The organism is Cyclonatronum proteinivorum (assembly GCF_003353065.1).
GTDB classification, from domain to species: Bacteria; Bacteroidota; Rhodothermia; order Balneolales; family Cyclonatronaceae; genus Cyclonatronum; species Cyclonatronum proteinivorum.
Genome location: NZ_CP027806.1, coordinates 1,743,038 through 1,758,759, shown reverse-complemented (window position 1 = coordinate 1,758,759; position 15,722 = coordinate 1,743,038). Strand labels below are relative to the sequence as shown.

General features: G+C 53.0%; 11 protein-coding genes. 2 read left to right on the top strand and 9 right to left on the bottom strand.

Annotated elements, in window-relative coordinates; all coding sequences use genetic code 11:
- The first annotated feature begins 253 nt into the window (after positions 1-253).
- Complete coding sequence (locus tag CYPRO_RS06910; RefSeq protein ID WP_114983919.1) at positions 254-484, top strand: DUF433 domain-containing protein; 231 nt, start codon at positions 254-256, stop codon at positions 482-484.
- 781 nt (positions 485-1,265) lie between these two features.
- Here the strand turns inward: CYPRO_RS06910 and CYPRO_RS06900 are convergent.
- From CYPRO_RS06900 to CYPRO_RS06865, 8 genes are all read right to left on the bottom strand, one after another.
- Complete coding sequence (locus CYPRO_RS06900) at positions 1,266-3,179, bottom strand: glycoside hydrolase family 13 protein (protein WP_114983917.1); 1,914 nt, start codon at positions 3,177-3,179, stop codon at positions 1,266-1,268.
- Positions 3,180-3,251: 72 nt separating this feature from the next.
- Positions 3,252-3,458 (bottom strand): helix-turn-helix transcriptional regulator, encoded by a 207-nt coding sequence (locus tag CYPRO_RS06895; RefSeq protein WP_114983916.1) that lies wholly within the window; start codon positions 3,456-3,458, stop codon positions 3,252-3,254.
- Positions 3,451-3,924 (bottom strand): hypothetical protein, encoded by a 474-nt coding sequence (locus tag CYPRO_RS06890; protein WP_114983915.1) that lies wholly within the window; start codon positions 3,922-3,924, stop codon positions 3,451-3,453. The genes CYPRO_RS06895 and CYPRO_RS06890 overlap by 8 nt, the downstream gene beginning before the upstream one ends.
- A gap of 444 nt (positions 3,925-4,368) precedes the next feature.
- A complete protein-coding gene (locus tag CYPRO_RS06885) occupies positions 4,369-5,343 on the bottom strand; it encodes a hypothetical protein (protein WP_114983914.1) in 975 nt (324 codons plus the stop codon).
- A complete protein-coding gene (locus tag CYPRO_RS06880) occupies positions 5,333-6,388 on the bottom strand; it encodes a stealth family protein (protein ID WP_114985727.1) in 1,056 nt (351 codons plus the stop codon). The genes CYPRO_RS06885 and CYPRO_RS06880 overlap by 11 nt, the downstream gene beginning before the upstream one ends.
- A 137-nt stretch (positions 6,389-6,525) precedes the next feature.
- On the bottom strand, positions 6,526-7,626 hold the full coding sequence (gene alr / locus CYPRO_RS06875; protein WP_114983913.1) for an alanine racemase: 1,101 nt from the start codon (positions 7,624-7,626) through the stop codon (positions 6,526-6,528).
- A 394-nt stretch (positions 7,627-8,020) separates the two neighbouring features.
- Entirely contained in the window at positions 8,021-9,163 is a 1,143-nt protein-coding gene (locus CYPRO_RS06870) for a site-2 protease family protein (protein WP_114983912.1), read from the bottom strand.
- A gap of 40 nt (positions 9,164-9,203) precedes the next feature.
- Positions 9,204-10,805, bottom strand: coding sequence for a phytoene desaturase family protein (locus tag CYPRO_RS06865; protein WP_114983911.1), 1,602 nt, complete (start codon positions 10,803-10,805; stop codon positions 9,204-9,206).
- Positions 10,806-11,102: 297 nt separating this feature from the next.
- On the opposite strand from CYPRO_RS06865, the gene sppA reads away from it, so the two are divergent.
- On the top strand, positions 11,103-12,893 hold the full coding sequence (gene sppA, locus CYPRO_RS06860) for a signal peptide peptidase SppA (protein ID WP_114983910.1): 1,791 nt from the start codon (positions 11,103-11,105) through the stop codon (positions 12,891-12,893).
- Between the two features lie 283 nt (positions 12,894-13,176).
- Here the strand turns inward: sppA and rho are convergent, their stop codons facing one another.
- The gene (rho, locus tag CYPRO_RS06850; protein WP_114983908.1) at positions 13,177-15,453 is read right to left on the bottom strand and encodes a transcription termination factor Rho; all 2,277 of its coding nucleotides are present in this window, start codon (positions 15,451-15,453) and stop codon (positions 13,177-13,179) included.
- Positions 15,454-15,722: the final 269 nt, after the last annotated feature.

The following is a 15,722-nucleotide window of genomic DNA, read 5'->3' as shown; positions in this document are numbered from 1 at the left end:
CAAGCTACAAAACCAAAACTATGCAGATAAAGATGCAGTTGGTGGGATGCTTACTATGCATCGGTAACTCAAATATGAGCCTTGCTGCCTGAGAATACAGAAGGCCAAATCAGCATGCTTTAAGCCTCGTGAAGAAGTTACCCGGAACAACTGGATGAAACATGCTCTTCAAGCTGAATCATTTTTTTGGGAATGGATTATTGTACATTAATCCAAACGATAGTGATCTAAACCATACAACAGGCATCAAACTATGGAAAAATTTGACCGCATCCATTTTAATCCGGCTGTAATGGGAGGAAAACCTACAATAAGAGGAATGAGAATTACAGTCGGTACTATTGTAGGTCTCATTGCTGCAGGCCATTCCGTACAAAAAATTTTATCGCTATATCCTTACCTCGAAGAAAAAGATATCCAACAGGCTTTAGAATATGCCGCTTGGCGGGTAAATGAGATTGAGCAACCGCTTAACGCGTTATGAGATTTCTAATTGACATGAACCTTGGAGTGGACCCTTAAATCAGGACAGTTGTAAAGAAAACAAGTTTACGCACTCCTCATCTCCATAATCAATTCAAAAGCCAATCCCGAAGGGATTACATGTTTATAGCATCAACCAGCAGCTACAACAGCACCGACTCCGAAGGAGTCGCACATACCCGAACATGACCGCAGCACACCCCACCCGTTCGACCCATTCCGAGTCGCCCTAATTCTCGTCACCTTCCATTGCTATAAACATGCGACCCCATTCGGGGTCGATTTTGGAACAACAGCCCGTTTCTAAAATCTTGAATGCGCAGGAAAATGGATCCAGCGCAAAACCGAAACCGCATTTCAAACTTCTGAACATCCCCGCAACTTGCCCAAAAACCAATCCCGAAGGGATTGCATGTTTATAGCACAAACCGCAGTAATAACAGCACCGATTCCGAAGAAGTCCCACATTCCCGAACAAAACCGCACCACAACGCACCCGTTCGACCCGTTCCGGGTCGCAAGCCTTATCGCCACCCTCCTTTGCTATAAACATGCGACCCCGTTCGGGGTCGATCTTGGAAAGACATCCCCATTCATACCATTTTCTAAAGCCCTCAAGCCTGGAGAATGGATGACGACCAAAACCAAAACAGCTTTCCGAACTCCCAAATATCCCCAAAACCAGCAGAGCGACCAATCCCGAAGGAATTGCATGTTTATAGCATAAAGCCAGAATAAACCGATTACCGACTCCGAAGGAGTCGCACATCTCGACATTCGCCCTAATCCCGGGCCATGAGCACCGCGCCGGACTTTGGCAAAATCAGCAGCTGAAGGCGGTTATCGCTGCGGATGTTCCATGAAAGGACATCCGTGCCGAGGGCATCTGTGAGGCCGCGGGCTGCGATGTTCTCGGGGAGCATGAGCTCGATATCCGCGGGCTGATGGCTGTTGTTCATGATGACGAGCGCGTAATCTTTGCCGAGGGTGCGCTCGTAGGCGAGCACGTTGCGGTGATCGTCGGCCACCACGTAGCGGAGGTCACCGAGCGAAAACACGCGGTTATCGCGGCGCAGGTGTATGAGCTGCCGGTACCAGCTGTGCAGATCCATATCGGCAACGACCCGGTCGCGGGGACGCTCAAGCCCGAACGGATGGGTCACTTCATCATCAAAATCCAGGTCGGGCCAGATCAGGGGCTTGCGGTTGTCGGGGTCATCCGCGCCCCACATGCCGAGCTCATCACCCATCCAGATGTGCGGGGCACCGAGCCAGGTGAACTGATGCACCAGCATCAGGCGGACATCCCGCCAGGTTCGCTCATCAGGCCGGTGTATTTTGTAGCCTGCGTCTTCGCGGGGATTTACGCGGTATTTGTTAATGTTCGCCTGATTGTAAATCGAGGTACTGAAACGGGGCGTGTCATGACTCGCGGTGAGGTTCATCTGTGCCCGCAGTACTTCCGGACGCAAGCCCGCCGAAACTGAATCGAGGTGATGGACAAACGCAGATGGCGTTTCCAGCGGCGGTGCGCCTCCGCCAAGCCATTGCCGCGCCGGACGGTACCAGCGGTAGTTCATCGCCGCATCGAAAATATCACCCTGCAGCCACTCGGTCGGATCCATCAGCTTATCGGGCCATTCCGCCCACCACAGCTCGCCCACGAGGTAGGCTTCGGGATTGATGCCCCGCACAAAAGCCCGGTACTCCCGCCAGAAATCAACGGGGATGAGCTCGGCCACATCGAGCCGGAAGCCGTCAACGCCGCGGCTCACATCGCCATCGGGTGCCAGCCAGCGTTCAGTGACCGCGTAAATGTGCTTCACCAGCTCGGGGTGAAAATTGCCGGGGATGAGATCGCCGTGCGCGAACTCCTCCACGGAGTCGTAGCGCCGGAACTGCGGCAGCTCCGGCACCCCTGCCCAACCGGGATAGCTGAAGGAGGTCGAATCGGTATCGAAGCTGTCGATCTGATACCAATCCGCAAAGGGGGAATCGGCCTGATGCTCAAGAATATGCTGCCACGCCCAGAAGGTGATGCCCGTATGATTCCACGAATAGTCCATAATCACGCGGATGCCGCGCTTTTTGGCTTCTTCCACGGCCTGCAGGAAGAGGCGGTCAGCCGAGGTCCACACCCAGGTTGCGGGATCAGCGGGATCTTCGGCTGCCATCAAAGCCCGGTCCCCTTCCGGATCGGGACCAAAATTGACATCAATGTGATGATAGCTTCGCGCGTCGTATTTGTGCAGGGAGGGCGAATCGTTGAGCGGATTGAAATAAATGGCGTTGATGCCGAGGTCCTGCAAATAATCCAGCTTGTCGAGCACCCCCTGAAGGTCGCCGCCGTAGCGCCGCATCTGCACGGTGCGGTAAAACTCCTTGCCGCTTTCGAGCGCCCAGTCTTCCATTTCGTACCAGTCCTGCGTCCAGCGGGTGGGCTGCCAGCTTGCAGGTTTGTTGTGCGGCCACGAACCTTCGACCGTTTCGAGGGTCGGATTGTTGGATGGATCCCCATCCCGGAAGCGCTCCACAAAAATCTGATACCAGATCGCTTCCTGCGCCCACTCGGGCACGGAATCCAGGGCAGGCGGCGCGTCAGGTTTGGGAGCACATCCCCCGAAAAAATAAGCCGCACTAAAAAACAGCAGCAGGAAAAGGGCAACTAATTTGGCAGAAGCAGAAGGAGTTATCATCACAAAAAATTAAAGGCGATTCACGGGGTAGCATTCGTCTCTTAAAATACCAAAAAACGGCATGCCGCCGGATCACTTCCAGTCGGAATCTTCGAGATCGAAGAGGGCATCGGCGGTCGTTTCGAAGATGGCGGCTATTTTGAGCGCAAGCACTACGGAGGGCACGTATTTGCTGGATTCGATGGCATAAATGGTTTGGCGGCTGACCTGAATTTTCCCGGCCAGCTCGCTTTGGGTCATGCCCCGCGCGGTTCGGACTTCCTTTACACGGTTATTCATCTCGGTTCTCCCGGCTGAGGCGGAACATCACCCACTCAAACCGAAGGATGAAAATGACGAGCACCGTGAACATGTTGAGAATCATCACTGTGAAGAAAGGCGTGCTGAACACAAACCAAATCGCAAGCAGCAGCACGATATAGTTGGCGTACACGGCCCAAAGCAGGCTTTCAAGCCGGATTTTGAGGATGTACTCGTCCTCCTGTTCGCGACGTGCAAACGCCAGCATGAGTCCGCCGACGATGATGCCCGTAGCCGTGAGTTCAGTCACGATATTGGTGCGGGTGAAGGTGAAGTACTGATCGGCACCGAACACGACCTGATCCGTGGTGACCACGGCAAACAGGGTCACATTGAGCCAGTCCGGTTCGATGTTAAAGAACATGAGGATAATGCCAAAGAGGCTGAAGTTGGAGAAGATAATCCAACCGGGTTTTCGGAATGAGGCGGGAAGGAGTGCTTTCATAAGATGGTATTTTGAAGGGACAGAAATGACAAGTATTCTTGTCATGCGTAAAGTATGCTTTACAAAGGAGCGTGTCAAGAAAACTTGTCATTTATTTGATTTCATGGCAGAAACAACTATTTAGTTTCGCATGCTTAATCAGGATTTGAAGCAAATTCCCGATGTTAGCAGGCGTAAATCGGCGTCCGGTTACGCCCCATTTTTCGATTTACCACCCCCCCACACTACCTTATCATCTCTTCAAACATCGCATGCTCAGCTGTGGCTACATCCAAAAAAAGCAAGGGACTCAAATTATGATTTGGAAGCGCTGGGCTGCCACGAAAAACAGTGATGCCCACGAAATTTTCCCAAAAAAATAAAAAAGCAGGGTAACCCGGGAGGCGGGTTAAATGGAGGCCATGCTTGTATCATCTTTTCGGAGCAGGGTGTGCTGGCGGCGCGTCAGACTTCGGTCGCTTGCGTTTGGGTTGGGGCGTTTTTTTCGCGCCAGGTGATCCAGAGGTAGAGGGCGAGGTTGGTGCCTTTTTTGAGGGCGCTGTACACGAGCAGCATGCCGGCCATGGCGGCGGTGGCGACTTCGAAGGTTTTGGCGAGCTCGATGCCGACCATCAGGAAGACGAGGTCGCGGCTGGGCAGCAGGGGAATGCGGTTGAGCACGATCATGACCGTAACAAAGAGCAGCCAGGTTTGGATCGACACTTCCGGGATTACGACGGCCCACAGCATGATCATGAGGCTGTTGTGGAGGAGGAAGCGGGTGAAGTAAATCCCGAAGACTTTTAGGGCTTTGCGGGCAGGCAGGGCGAAGAGGTAGCGGCGGAGGCTGAAAAAGAGGATGACGAGCAGCACAAGTACGAGCGCGCCTGTACCCCACTGCCAGCGTTTTACCTCTCCGAGGTAGGTGCTCAAATCCACAATGCCGAGCGTGCTGACGGCGCCGAGCAGCAGCAGGGCCGCGGAGTTGTTGCTCAGGGCGGAGAGGATATTGTTATCCCGCACATTTTTGAGGGCTTCGCGGTGTCCGATGCCGAGGTAGTTTTTGGCCCATACACTCAGGAAGACTTCCCCGCTGTAGCCGGCGACTTCGTCGTTAAAGACTTTTTTCTTGAGCAGGCGGCCAAACAGGTGACGCCGCGGCACGTCCCAGACCTGCCGGTAAATGAAGACTTCAGCTACGGGCAGGCTGAAAAAAGTGAGCAGAAACAGCAGGTAGAACAGCGGCTGCACGGGCAGGTTGCGCAGGATTTCGGCCGGGCCGATGGCGTAAAGCTGCCAGCCCACAAGGCCGAGGATGACGAACAGCAGCAGCCGGCTGAAGACGGGCTTGATCTGGTTGAGGACCGGATGTTCAAGCAGCTGCCTGATTTTGGCTCCGGCGGCTTTCAGTATGGCGGCCCCCTTGCGCTTAGCTGACATGCGGCTGCGGTTTCGCTAAGGGATGACGGTGCGGATCGGGCGCGCCGGTGAGCTGACTCAGCACGATTTCGAGTTCGCTTCGATGATCAGGATGTAGTTTCTCCATGGCCTGAATACAGATAAAGCGCACTTCAGCCTGTCGGATTCGCCGGAGCTTTTTGCCGAAACTTCGCGAAAAGTCTGTTTCCCCGTTGAGCATGAGATGATCGTCTTCATCCGAAAAGCGCGCGTTGCCGGCAGCGATTTCGAGATGATTGGCCAGAAAGATGGCGGAGAACTGTTGCATGTTCCGGAACCGCCAGGAAATATTGCGTTCCAGCTCATCCGGATGTTCCGCAAACCATTTTTCCAGGATCGCTCGCTGCATGGGGTGCGGTACGTGCGGTGCCCGGTAGTATTTTTTTTGGAATCCGGCTTTTCGCGCCGAGTTGATTTGCAGCAGCAGGTGCATGGACCGGGTGATGCCCAGCACTTTTCGCACGGCTTTGCTCATCAGGTTATTCAGAGCAATCCGCCCTTTGCCGTAGTGCGCCTGTTTTTTCCACCGCCCCCGCAGCACGACTCCGTCATCCGTGAAGAAGTCAGCGGGGAAAACCGGTCGGGTAAGGATGAAGTCGTCATTGAAGTAAATAAACCGCTCCGCAAGCCCCGGAATGCGCCACAACATGCTTTCTATCGTCCGGGTGTTGAAGGTCGGCAGGACTCGCTCATAGCCCCGAAAGATTTCGGTATGATCGGTAATCTTCACTTGGTGGCGGTCGAGCCAGGCGTCGTCTGCAAAGTGCGGCTTTTGCTGATCGGTTACCAGGTATATGGTTCGTATCCACGGTGCAAAGGTGCGGATTGATTTAATGCAGTACAGCAGCTCACCATTTTCAACAAATCTCGTTTTATCCCCACCCGTGGGGAGCGTGCTGCCAGCTTCTTCTTCAAGTCCCGCGTATTTTTTCCGCTTCCCGGCATGTGCAGGATCATTTCCGTCAACCCACATAATTACTGCGTCTATAACATCAGGGTCAGCTGAATGGGGGTTTTCAGAATGCATGGATACGTTCTTAATGCTAAAGCTTATTTTGGGAAGGTGGGTTTTTGTCTTTTTCTGTGAAGACCATGAACAAGGATTGGATCAGATTCCCAAAATAGCAAAAAAGGTGCAGTGCATTTCAGCTGAAACAGACCGCATTACACCACAAGCCGGCGTTCGATTTTGGCATGTATGCCGCACAGGGTTTCGTAGGGGATGGTATCGGTGAGCGTGGCCCATTGATCGGCGGTCATGGCTTCATCTCCCAATATGGTTACTTCTGTTCCAGGCCCGATGTAATTACGGCAAAAAAGCATGGTGTAATCCATGGTCACAGTACCTGCCTGTGGTAATAGCTGCCCGTTACAGCGCATAACAATCTGATTGCTGAGCGCGCGCGGAATGCCGTCTGCGTAGCCAACGGGCAGCACCAGCAGCCAGCCGTCTTCGGGTGCGGACCATGTGGCCTCGTAGCTGACGGTAGCACCGGCATGAATGGCACGGCTTGCACAAATACGGGTCTTCCAGCTTAACACCGGCTTAAGGCCCGGAAGTGCGTAGGTGGGAGAAGGGGAATAGCCGTACAAACTCAGGCCGAAGCGAACCATGCTATATCGGGCCTGCGGATAAAAAAGTAATCCTCCCGAGTTTGACGCATGGATGACTTTTCCTCTCGTAAAGGTGTCCATCGTTCGGAGAAGGTCTTCAAAGGCAGCATTTTGCCGGATGGTCATGGGATGGCTGGGTGAATCAGCACAGGCAAAGTGCGTCATGATACCGGAAGGCTTGAGCATATTCGCCGTCACAAAATCCCGTATTTCCGGCCAGTCTTCCGGATAAAAACCCAGTCGCCCCATACCGGTATCAAACTCCAGGTGAAATGACATCGAAGGAGTAATCATGCCCAGCTCTTCAAAAGAGCCGACGGTAGCAACAAGGTTAAAGGATTTATAATCGCCCACGGTTTCTTTCCTTACCGGGGCAAAAACGAGAATAGGAGCAATGATACCCGATTTACGAAGGTTGATCGCTTCCTCAACCGTTGCAACCCCGAGTGCTGTCACCTTTCCTTCCAGGGCTTCGGCTACAATGGCAGCACCGTGTCCATAGGCATTTGCTTTTACAATGGCCATGGTTTTAATCCTGTCACCGGCAAGTTCAGTCAGGGTACGAACATTTTGCTGCAACGCACTTTTGCTGACTTCCACATAGGAAGTCGCAACATCTTTGGCCGTTATTGTTTTGGTGCTGTTTAACATTCCGTCTGCAGATTTTCTGTAATGGGGAAGCTTGCTTATACCGGTTAAGTCTGTAGTCTTAAAAAATTAATGTAGCAAATTAAGCAGGATGAATCACGTGAAATCATAGCTATTCATGTTTTTGTATGCCGAACAGCTTCTTCTATCTAACCCGCATTATTCACCAAGAAATTTTCTTGCTGGCAAGGCGAAGCTGAAAACTCAGCGGAAAGGTACCCAAGTACCCTGAGCATGAGTTTTCAGCTTCAACGTAGCCAGCGAGGAAATTTCGCAGTCTTTAAACCACACCCAAATTTGGGCTACCACTTTTTTTTACTAAGTCGAAATTAAACTTACATTTAGCTAATGAATTCTGTTTAATTGTGAATAATGCGGGCTAAGCTCGCAGGTGACATTAAGTGATCCCTTTGCCTGTTCGCGGCAGCCACAGATGAATGGCGTTTTCATTTTGCTGAAGCCAAAACCGGAGTTCTTTGGCGTCGCACATACCTACCACACGCCCGCTATGATAGACCGGAATCCACTCTGCGTTGTACACAACGGAAGATGACCAGCTGTTGGGTTCATCCAGGTCAATAAAATCACCGGTTACAGCGGGCTTTGCCGGGAGCTGACTGATGTCATCCGCCGCGCTATTCAGAACCTTACCTTCAATTATGAGCCGCTCGTAGGGCTCACCATGTTCAAGCACCGGAAAAATGCAGCGCTTCAGCAGCTGTTCGCGGGGGGGCATTAGCTGTTCTACCAGCGCCTGCGTCGTTTCAGCTTCCGGTGCCGGACGAATGAGATCCCCGGCGCTGGGCATATAGTTGAGTTCATACCGGCCGCTGTACCAGGTGTACATCATGTAAAGGGCCAGAATGCCGCTAAAAATTACGTAGTCGGACTGCAGCCAGGTGTAATCGGCCAAAGCAAGCAGCAGCAACAGGCCGGCGATAAAGCTGCCCGCCCGCTTGGTCAGCCATGAAGCCCGCAGGTAGTTGCCGTTTACGGCCCAGATTACGGAACGCAGCAGGCGACCGCCATCCAAAGGAAAAATGGGAAGCAGGTTAAACAGCGCAATAAGCAGGTTGATGAGCGCCAGAAACCGGAAAAAATACCACGCCATAAAGGTTGGGTCCAGAACCAGGGCGTACATCACCCAGGAAAACAATGCCACACCCAGGGAAGCCATCGGCCCGGCAAGGGCTATCCAGAACTCCTGACGCGCAGCATGCGGCCTGTGCTGCAGCTCCGCCATTCCGCCGAACAGATACAGATGTATGCGCTCGATCGGAATATTCAGGGCGCGCGCTACGCTACTATGCCCCAGCTCATGGATCAGGATGGATACCGTGATGAAAACCGCTGTGAGCCCGCCAAGCATCCAGTATTTCCAGGCTGCCGACAGATACAGCATTTCCGGGTAATAGCGCGAACTCAGCGCCCAGGCCAGCAAGAGCAACACAAGCGGCAACAGCGGATCAATGCTAAGCCTCCACCGGCTGATCTGAACATTGCGGTTGCGAAAGTCATAAAATGCGGAGCTGATGTTCATCTTCAGAGTTCTACAGGCGTGGACCTTGGCAGGGCTTTTTCTAAAACCACTTTTTCTTTTTAAGCGCCTTCAGCACAACCTGCGCTGCATTATGTCCCGCGGCAGCAAACACGCCGCCTCCGGGATGGCAGGAAGCACTCGACAGATAAAGATTGCGGATGGGGGTTTCGTAGCGGCTCAGCTCAGGCGTAGGACGGAACATGAACATCTGATCGAAGGTCATTTCGACATGCATCACATTGCCTTTCAGAAGGCCGTGTTTCCGCTCAATATCCAGCGGGGTCTGAATGTACCAGTCAATGAGCTTATCCTTCATATTCGGCGCATAATCAACAACCACATCGTAAATCTTTTGCGCCTCCTCAACCCTGATCCGGTCCCATTCGAGATCGTTTTGCAGCTCGTACGGGTGCCACTGTGCCCACAGGAAGAGCGTGTGCGCGCCCTCAGGTGCCAACGTGCTGTCGATGTTGGAGAAAGTCATGGCTACGACCGCAGGCTTCTCAGGCGGCAGTCCTTTGTAATAGTTGCCGATGGCCCGCTTCATGTACGCCATATCCGGACAGAGCAACTGCAGGCCGTTGTGCACATACGGGTCGTCTGGGCAGCTTGTATATTTCGGCAACTCTTTTACCGCACAGCGGATAACCATACCAAAGCCGTTGCCCACATTGATGTTTTCGACATTCCGGAACGCGTTGGCTTCCAGGTGTTCCGGACCCACCATGTTGAGCATAGTCGTTTGCACATGCGCGTTGGAAATCACGACCCGGCTCAGATATTCTTCGCCTCCTTTTACGCGAACGCCATACGCACGCTTGCCGGAAACCAGAATCTGTTCAACGGGGGAATCAGACCTGATTTCGCCTCCGTGGGCTTTCAGCATTTGCGCCATCGCCTGCGTAAGCATGCCGCTGCCGCCCCGGGGACGCTTGCCGCCGCTTTCATGCAGCATAGCCTGCCAGCCAACAAACGGACCCGTCGCACTTTGATCCGGTGGCGGACCAGACTGCGCGGCCATCCAGATAAGCGCCGTTTTCACGTGCTCATTTTTGAAATAGCGGTTTACGACCTGTTCATAGCTTGCAAAGATTTGCTGAAGCCCGGTCACCTGTTCCCCTTTGGCAAACATGCTGCCGTCACGGATTTGTCCGCGGGCCATTTCACTGAAAATGTTACCAGTTGTCGGGGGCACCAGAAAGGTTTTGAGCACGCCCCGGTTAATACGCTTCCAAAATTCAATAAACTCCTTATAGGAGCGGGCGTCTTCTTCGGAAACCTGCGCAATGGACGCCATGGTTTGCTCAATGCTGCGATGGAAGTGAATTACTTTTTGTTCACCGGGCACCGGAAACGACATGAAAGGATCCATCTCAATATACTCGAGACCGTATTTCTCCAGCTCGAGATCCTGAATAACAGGGGTTTGGTGAATCATGAAATGTGCGGATGAGCCCACATCCATGCGGAAGCCCTCAGGATAGGCTTCACTTTTAAACATGGTTTCGGTGCATACCGCCCCGCCTATCGTGTCACGGCGTTCAAGTACAAGCACAGCGTAGCCGGCTTTGGCAAGGTAGCAAGCTGTTGTAAGGCCATTATGACCGGATCCGATGACGATAGCGTCGTAGGTTTTGCTCATTAAAAAATATGCGGTTAAAATTGGAAGTGCGGACAAATGAACCTGCCTTGCAGGCTTAGGATTGCGGAGTAAACATGCTGTATCCCGGCTTCATTCAGCGCGGCTGTTGAAGATACTAAACCTGAAAGCCAATCCGGCACATTTTCTAAGGCATGCGGCCAACAGCAAACCACGAATGCCTTCCTCTTTTTGAAATTAGCCTGCAACAATGCGAAGAGAACACGTATGACAGTTTGGTGATTTTATCCCTAAATTAACATACCACAAAAACTCATAAAAACGCACTTCACATCACTCATGATCGATTTTATAAAACAGGTATTTGCATCGGCCATCGGCTTCATCATGGTCTTTGTTCTATTTTTCTTTTTCCTCTTCATTTTATTTGTCGCAACCTCAAGCGATCCCGAACCAAAGGTAAGTCCAAACACCGTCCTCTTCATGAAAGCCTCCGGCGGTATTGCGGAGCGCACATCAAGTGATCCCTTCGAACAGTTCTTCGCCTCCGGTTCCCCCGGCGCCTTCTCCGTTCGCAGTTTTGAAAACAACCTGCGTAAAGCCGCCGCCGATGAAAACATCGAAGGCATATTGCTCGAAGTTGATTTTGTGGCAACCTCATGGCCAACCCTGCAGCACCTGCGCCGTGCCATGATAAACTTCCGGGAAGAGTCCGGCAAATTCATCTACGCCACAACCAACGACCTCGGCCTCAACGAACAGGGCTTCTACCTCGCAAGTGCGGCCGATTCTATTTTTGCCCCGCCGATGAGCCTCACGCAATTTGACGGCCTTGTACTTGAAGGCATGTTCCTGAAATCCATGCTCGACGAAATCGGTGTCGAAGCCGAAGTCATTCATCAGGGCGCCTACAAGTCAGCGGGCGACATGTTTCAGCGCACCAACTTCTCGGCAGAAGACCGCGAACAGCTCACCGCCATCTTCAGCCACATCACCGATGAGCTCGAGCAAGCCGTTGCAGAGCGCACCGGCATGAGCCGCAGTGAAGTTACCCAAATGATGAATCAGCCTCCCAGGCTTGATATTGAATACTACGCAGAACGCGGCCTCATCGACGCCATCGTATTCCCCTCCGAGCTTGAAGCCCGCATTAAATCCCGTATTGGGCTTGATGAAGGCGACGACCTCAACCGCATATCCAGCCGCCGGTATGAGCGCGTAAGCGAGCGGTCCGCAGGCCTTGAGCGTGCCCCCCGTGAAGCGGTTGCCGTTATTTATGCCAACGGCGCCATCATGCCCGGCACCGACGATCCCTTTGCCTTCGGCAGCGAACAGACCATCAACGTCGATAACTTCCAGCGCTCCCTCAACCGCGCCCTCAACGACAACAATGTGAAAGCAATCGTTGTGCGGATCAACAGCCCCGGCGGTTCCGCGGCAACCTCCGACGCCATTTGGCAGCTTATTCAGGAAGCCCGCGAACAAAAGCCGGTTGTCGCTTCCATGGGTGCCGTCGCAGCCTCCGGCGGATACTACATCGCCATGGCCGCTGAAACCATCGTAGCCGACCGCACAACCATCACCGGCTCCATTGGCGTCATTGGCCTGCGCTTCGACGCAACACGCCTGCTCGAAGACCGCCTCAAACTCGACTACGACGAAATCCGCTTCCATGACAACGCAAACTGGCTCAGCCCGACCCGCCCGCTCAGCGCTTCGCAGCGTGACGCCTTCAGTTTCTTCATCGATGACGCCTACGACAAATTCCTCGCCCGCGTATCAGAAAGCCGCGGTATGAGCGTCGAAGACATTCACGAAGTAGCACAGGGCCGCGTCTGGAGCGGTGAAGACGCCCGCAATGCCGGTCTCATCGACGCGGTAGGCGGTCTCGACATGGCCATACAGTTCGCCGCCGATAAAGCCGGCCTCACCGCATGGAGCGTACGCGAGCTGCCGCGCGACCAAAGCTTCCTCGAAACCCTCGCAAGCCGCTCCGAAGTCAGCGTCCGCAATATCTTCAGCCGCAACATCCCGATGTACGAAGAAATGAGCTTCATCCGCCACATGGCCGAAACCTCCGCCCGACCGCATGCATGGGCCCTCCTCCCCTGGCAGCTTGAAGTGAAATAAATCCCCAAAACCCCCTTGCACAAAAAACGCCCGCCCGGCTTCAAAACCGGACGGGCGTTTTTTTATCAGTTCAATTCAAACTTTCCAGTAAGCACCAAAATCAGGGTCAGCCTGAACAAGGCTTTGGCAGGCATTTTGGGGGCTTTTTTTATTTGGGGGAAACTCCGTGAACATCACGGTCTTTCGTGGCAGATTGAAAAACCCCAAACCTAAGATGAGCCCCTTGCTTTTTGGCAGGCCTATCCAACCATCATCCCTCCAAAAAAAAGATCGCTGACACAGCCTACTGATTCATCGAAATCAGAAACTCCTGATTGTTGCGCGTGCCCCTGATTTTATCCAGCATAAACTCCACCGATTCAAGCGGCGACATGTTGGACAGGAAACGGCGCAGCAATACGACCTTCTGCCGCTCATCATCACGAACAAAAAGCTCTTCCTTCCGGGTACCGCTTTTGAACACATCAATGGCAGGGTACACCCGCTGTTCCGAAATCCGGCGTTCCAGCACCATTTCCATGTTACCGGTGCCTTTGAACTCCTCGAAAATCACGTCGTCCATACGGGAACCGGTGTTTACAAGGGCGGTTGCCAGAATGGTCAGACTGCCGCCGTTTTCGATGTTTCGGGCAAGACTGAAGAGTTTCCGTGGCTTTTTAAGGGCCTCGGAGTCCACGCCGCCGCTCATGGTGCGGCCCGAATTGGTCGCAATATTGTAGGCACGGGCAAGGCGGGTGAGCGAATCCATCAGAATAACCACGTCATTTCCGCTTTCCACAAGGCGCTTGGCTTTTTCAAACACAAGCTCTGCAAGCGCGATGTGATTCTCGGGCTTCATATCAAAAGTGGACGCGACAACCTCCGCACTTGCAACATTGCGGTCCATTTCCGTCACTTCTTCCGGACGCTCATCAATCAGCAAAATAATGATCTGTGCCTCCGGGTTGTTCTGCGCAATCGCGTTGGCGGCCATGCGCAAAATCGACGTCTTCCCGGTTTTGGGCTGCGCCACGATGAGTCCGCGCTGCCCCTTACCCAGCGGGCAAAACAGATCCATCATCCGGGTCGTGTACTGAAACGGAGATGTTTCCAGCTTAAGCCGCTGATTCGGATACACCGGCAGAAGCTCGTCAAAATCAGGGCGCTCGTCCATATTGCGCGGAATTTTGCCGTTGATTCCGTCAACCCGCAGAAGCGCGAAATACCGCTCCCCAACCTTAGGCGGGCGGATAATGCCAACAACCGTATCGCCCTGACGCAGCGCAAACCGCTTAATTTGCGATGGGGATACGTAAATATCATCGGGACTCGCCAGGTAATTGTAATTGGGCGAACGCAGGAAACCATAGCCCTCGGGCAGAATCTCAAGCGTGCCTTCATTGACCAAGTACCCGCCAAGCTGTGGCGTTATAATTTCGATATGTTCGGCAAGGGTTGCAGCGTCCGATTCGGGCAAATCCGAATAATCGTCCTCACTGTTACCGCGCTGTTTCCCCTGATCTGCCTTACCCGACTGTTGCTGCGACTGCTGCTGGTTTTGCTGCTGCTTCGGTGAAGGCTTATTGCCCGAAGCTTCCTTTTTCTGCGCGGCCTCACCCGACTGCTGCTGCCTGCCGCCACCGGATTTTGAACCCGCGGCCTGTGACTGCTGCCCCTTCCCGCCTGAACCGGACGCCCCCTGACGCTGCTGATCCTTATTCTGGCTCTGGCTCTGGCCTTGTCCCTGATTCTGATTCTTGTTTTGGTTCCTGTCAGCTTGTGACCGGGATGAGTCGGCCTCCTTGTTTTGCTGCTGTTTATTTTGGGACGGCCGCTGACCGCGCGCATTGCTGCGCGAATCCTGTGGCTGCTTTTGCCCCGCCTCGTAGCTTTTATTTTGCTGACGGTTGTTCCCGCCCTTGCTGTCAGTGCTTCCGTCGGTTTCGCTGCCTTTGCCCCCGCTTTGCTTGCGGGCTTTGGCTTCGAGAATCTCGCGCTCAAGCTTGAGCTCTTCCTCCCGGCTCATGGTACGCAGCTCCTTCGGGAGCGGCTTCCCTTCTGTCGCAGGCTCAGCCTGAGACGCCGACTGCTTCCGGCTGTGCAGCAAGGTTTTTTCTGAAATGGAATCCTTATCGTCCTGAATTTTTCGCTGCAGAAAATCACCACTCAACCGGCTTGTCTGCACCTTTGCTTCCTGATCTTCGGCTTTCTTACCGGTACCGGAACCAGACTTTGACCTGCTTTTGGGTCCCGATGGGGTGCCGGATGTGCTCTGTTTTTTTTCATCAGAAGCCTCCGAAAACAAATCCGGATCGGCTGCCTCTTTAGCAGTTCCCCGCCTCTTTTTAGCTGGCGGCTTGGGCGCGTCTTTGAAGACATCCTTTGCAGACAGCCAGTACTTGCCGGGTCCCCGCGCTGCTTCTGCTTCCCCGCTGCTGATATGCCGCTGTATTTTCGACACCAGTTTCTGTTTCGTAATTCCCGTTACGGATTTCAAACCCATGGACTTCGCTAATTCCTGAAGTTCCTTTACCGTACGTTTTTCGAGATTTTCCTGACTCAGGTCTTGATTCTCAACCATGTGGTTGTTTTTGCTTGATTAATTTGAAATAAAAAATTTGCTGCTGTCTTGTTGTATATGCATACAGTCAGCACACTTTTTTTTTGATTTAATGTGATGTGTTTTTTTAAAAAGGACTCAGGCTGCATTCATCAAAAGGTTTCAGCATGTACTGCTGCGTACATGGAACCCGTGAGCGTATAATTATCAGTAGACTTCTTCCCGTCCGGATATTATGATGGACAGAACCGCTTTTTGCAGGCCTTTCCGTAAAGGGATTATTATGCCAT

Bases quoted from the DNA above. Each gene is read 5' to 3' on its own strand.
- rho (WP_114983908.1), bottom strand. From the start codon at position 15,453: ATGGTTGAGAATCAAGACCTGAGTCAGGAAAATCTCGAAAAACGTACG.
- CYPRO_RS06880 (WP_114985727.1), bottom strand. From the start codon at position 6,388: ATGCATTCTGAAAACCCCCATTCAGCTGACCCTGATGTTATAGACGCA.
- CYPRO_RS06870 (WP_114983912.1), bottom strand. From the start codon at position 9,163: ATGAACATCAGCTCCGCATTTTATGACTTTCGCAACCGCAATGTTCAG.
- CYPRO_RS06910 (WP_114983919.1), top strand. From the start codon at position 254: ATGGAAAAATTTGACCGCATCCATTTTAATCCGGCTGTAATGGGAGGA.
- CYPRO_RS06900 (WP_114983917.1), bottom strand. From the start codon at position 3,179: ATGATAACTCCTTCTGCTTCTGCCAAATTAGTTGCCCTTTTCCTGCTG.
- CYPRO_RS06865 (WP_114983911.1), bottom strand. From the start codon at position 10,805: ATGAGCAAAACCTACGACGCTATCGTCATCGGATCCGGTCATAATGGC.
- CYPRO_RS06885 (WP_114983914.1), bottom strand. From the start codon at position 5,343: ATGTCAGCTAAGCGCAAGGGGGCCGCCATACTGAAAGCCGCCGGAGCC.
- alr (WP_114983913.1), bottom strand. From the start codon at position 7,626: ATGTTAAACAGCACCAAAACAATAACGGCCAAAGATGTTGCGACTTCC.
- sppA (WP_114983910.1), top strand. From the start codon at position 11,103: ATGATCGATTTTATAAAACAGGTATTTGCATCGGCCATCGGCTTCATC.
- CYPRO_RS06895 (WP_114983916.1), bottom strand. From the start codon at position 3,458: ATGAATAACCGTGTAAAGGAAGTCCGAACCGCGCGGGGCATGACCCAA.
- CYPRO_RS06890 (WP_114983915.1), bottom strand. From the start codon at position 3,924: ATGAAAGCACTCCTTCCCGCCTCATTCCGAAAACCCGGTTGGATTATC.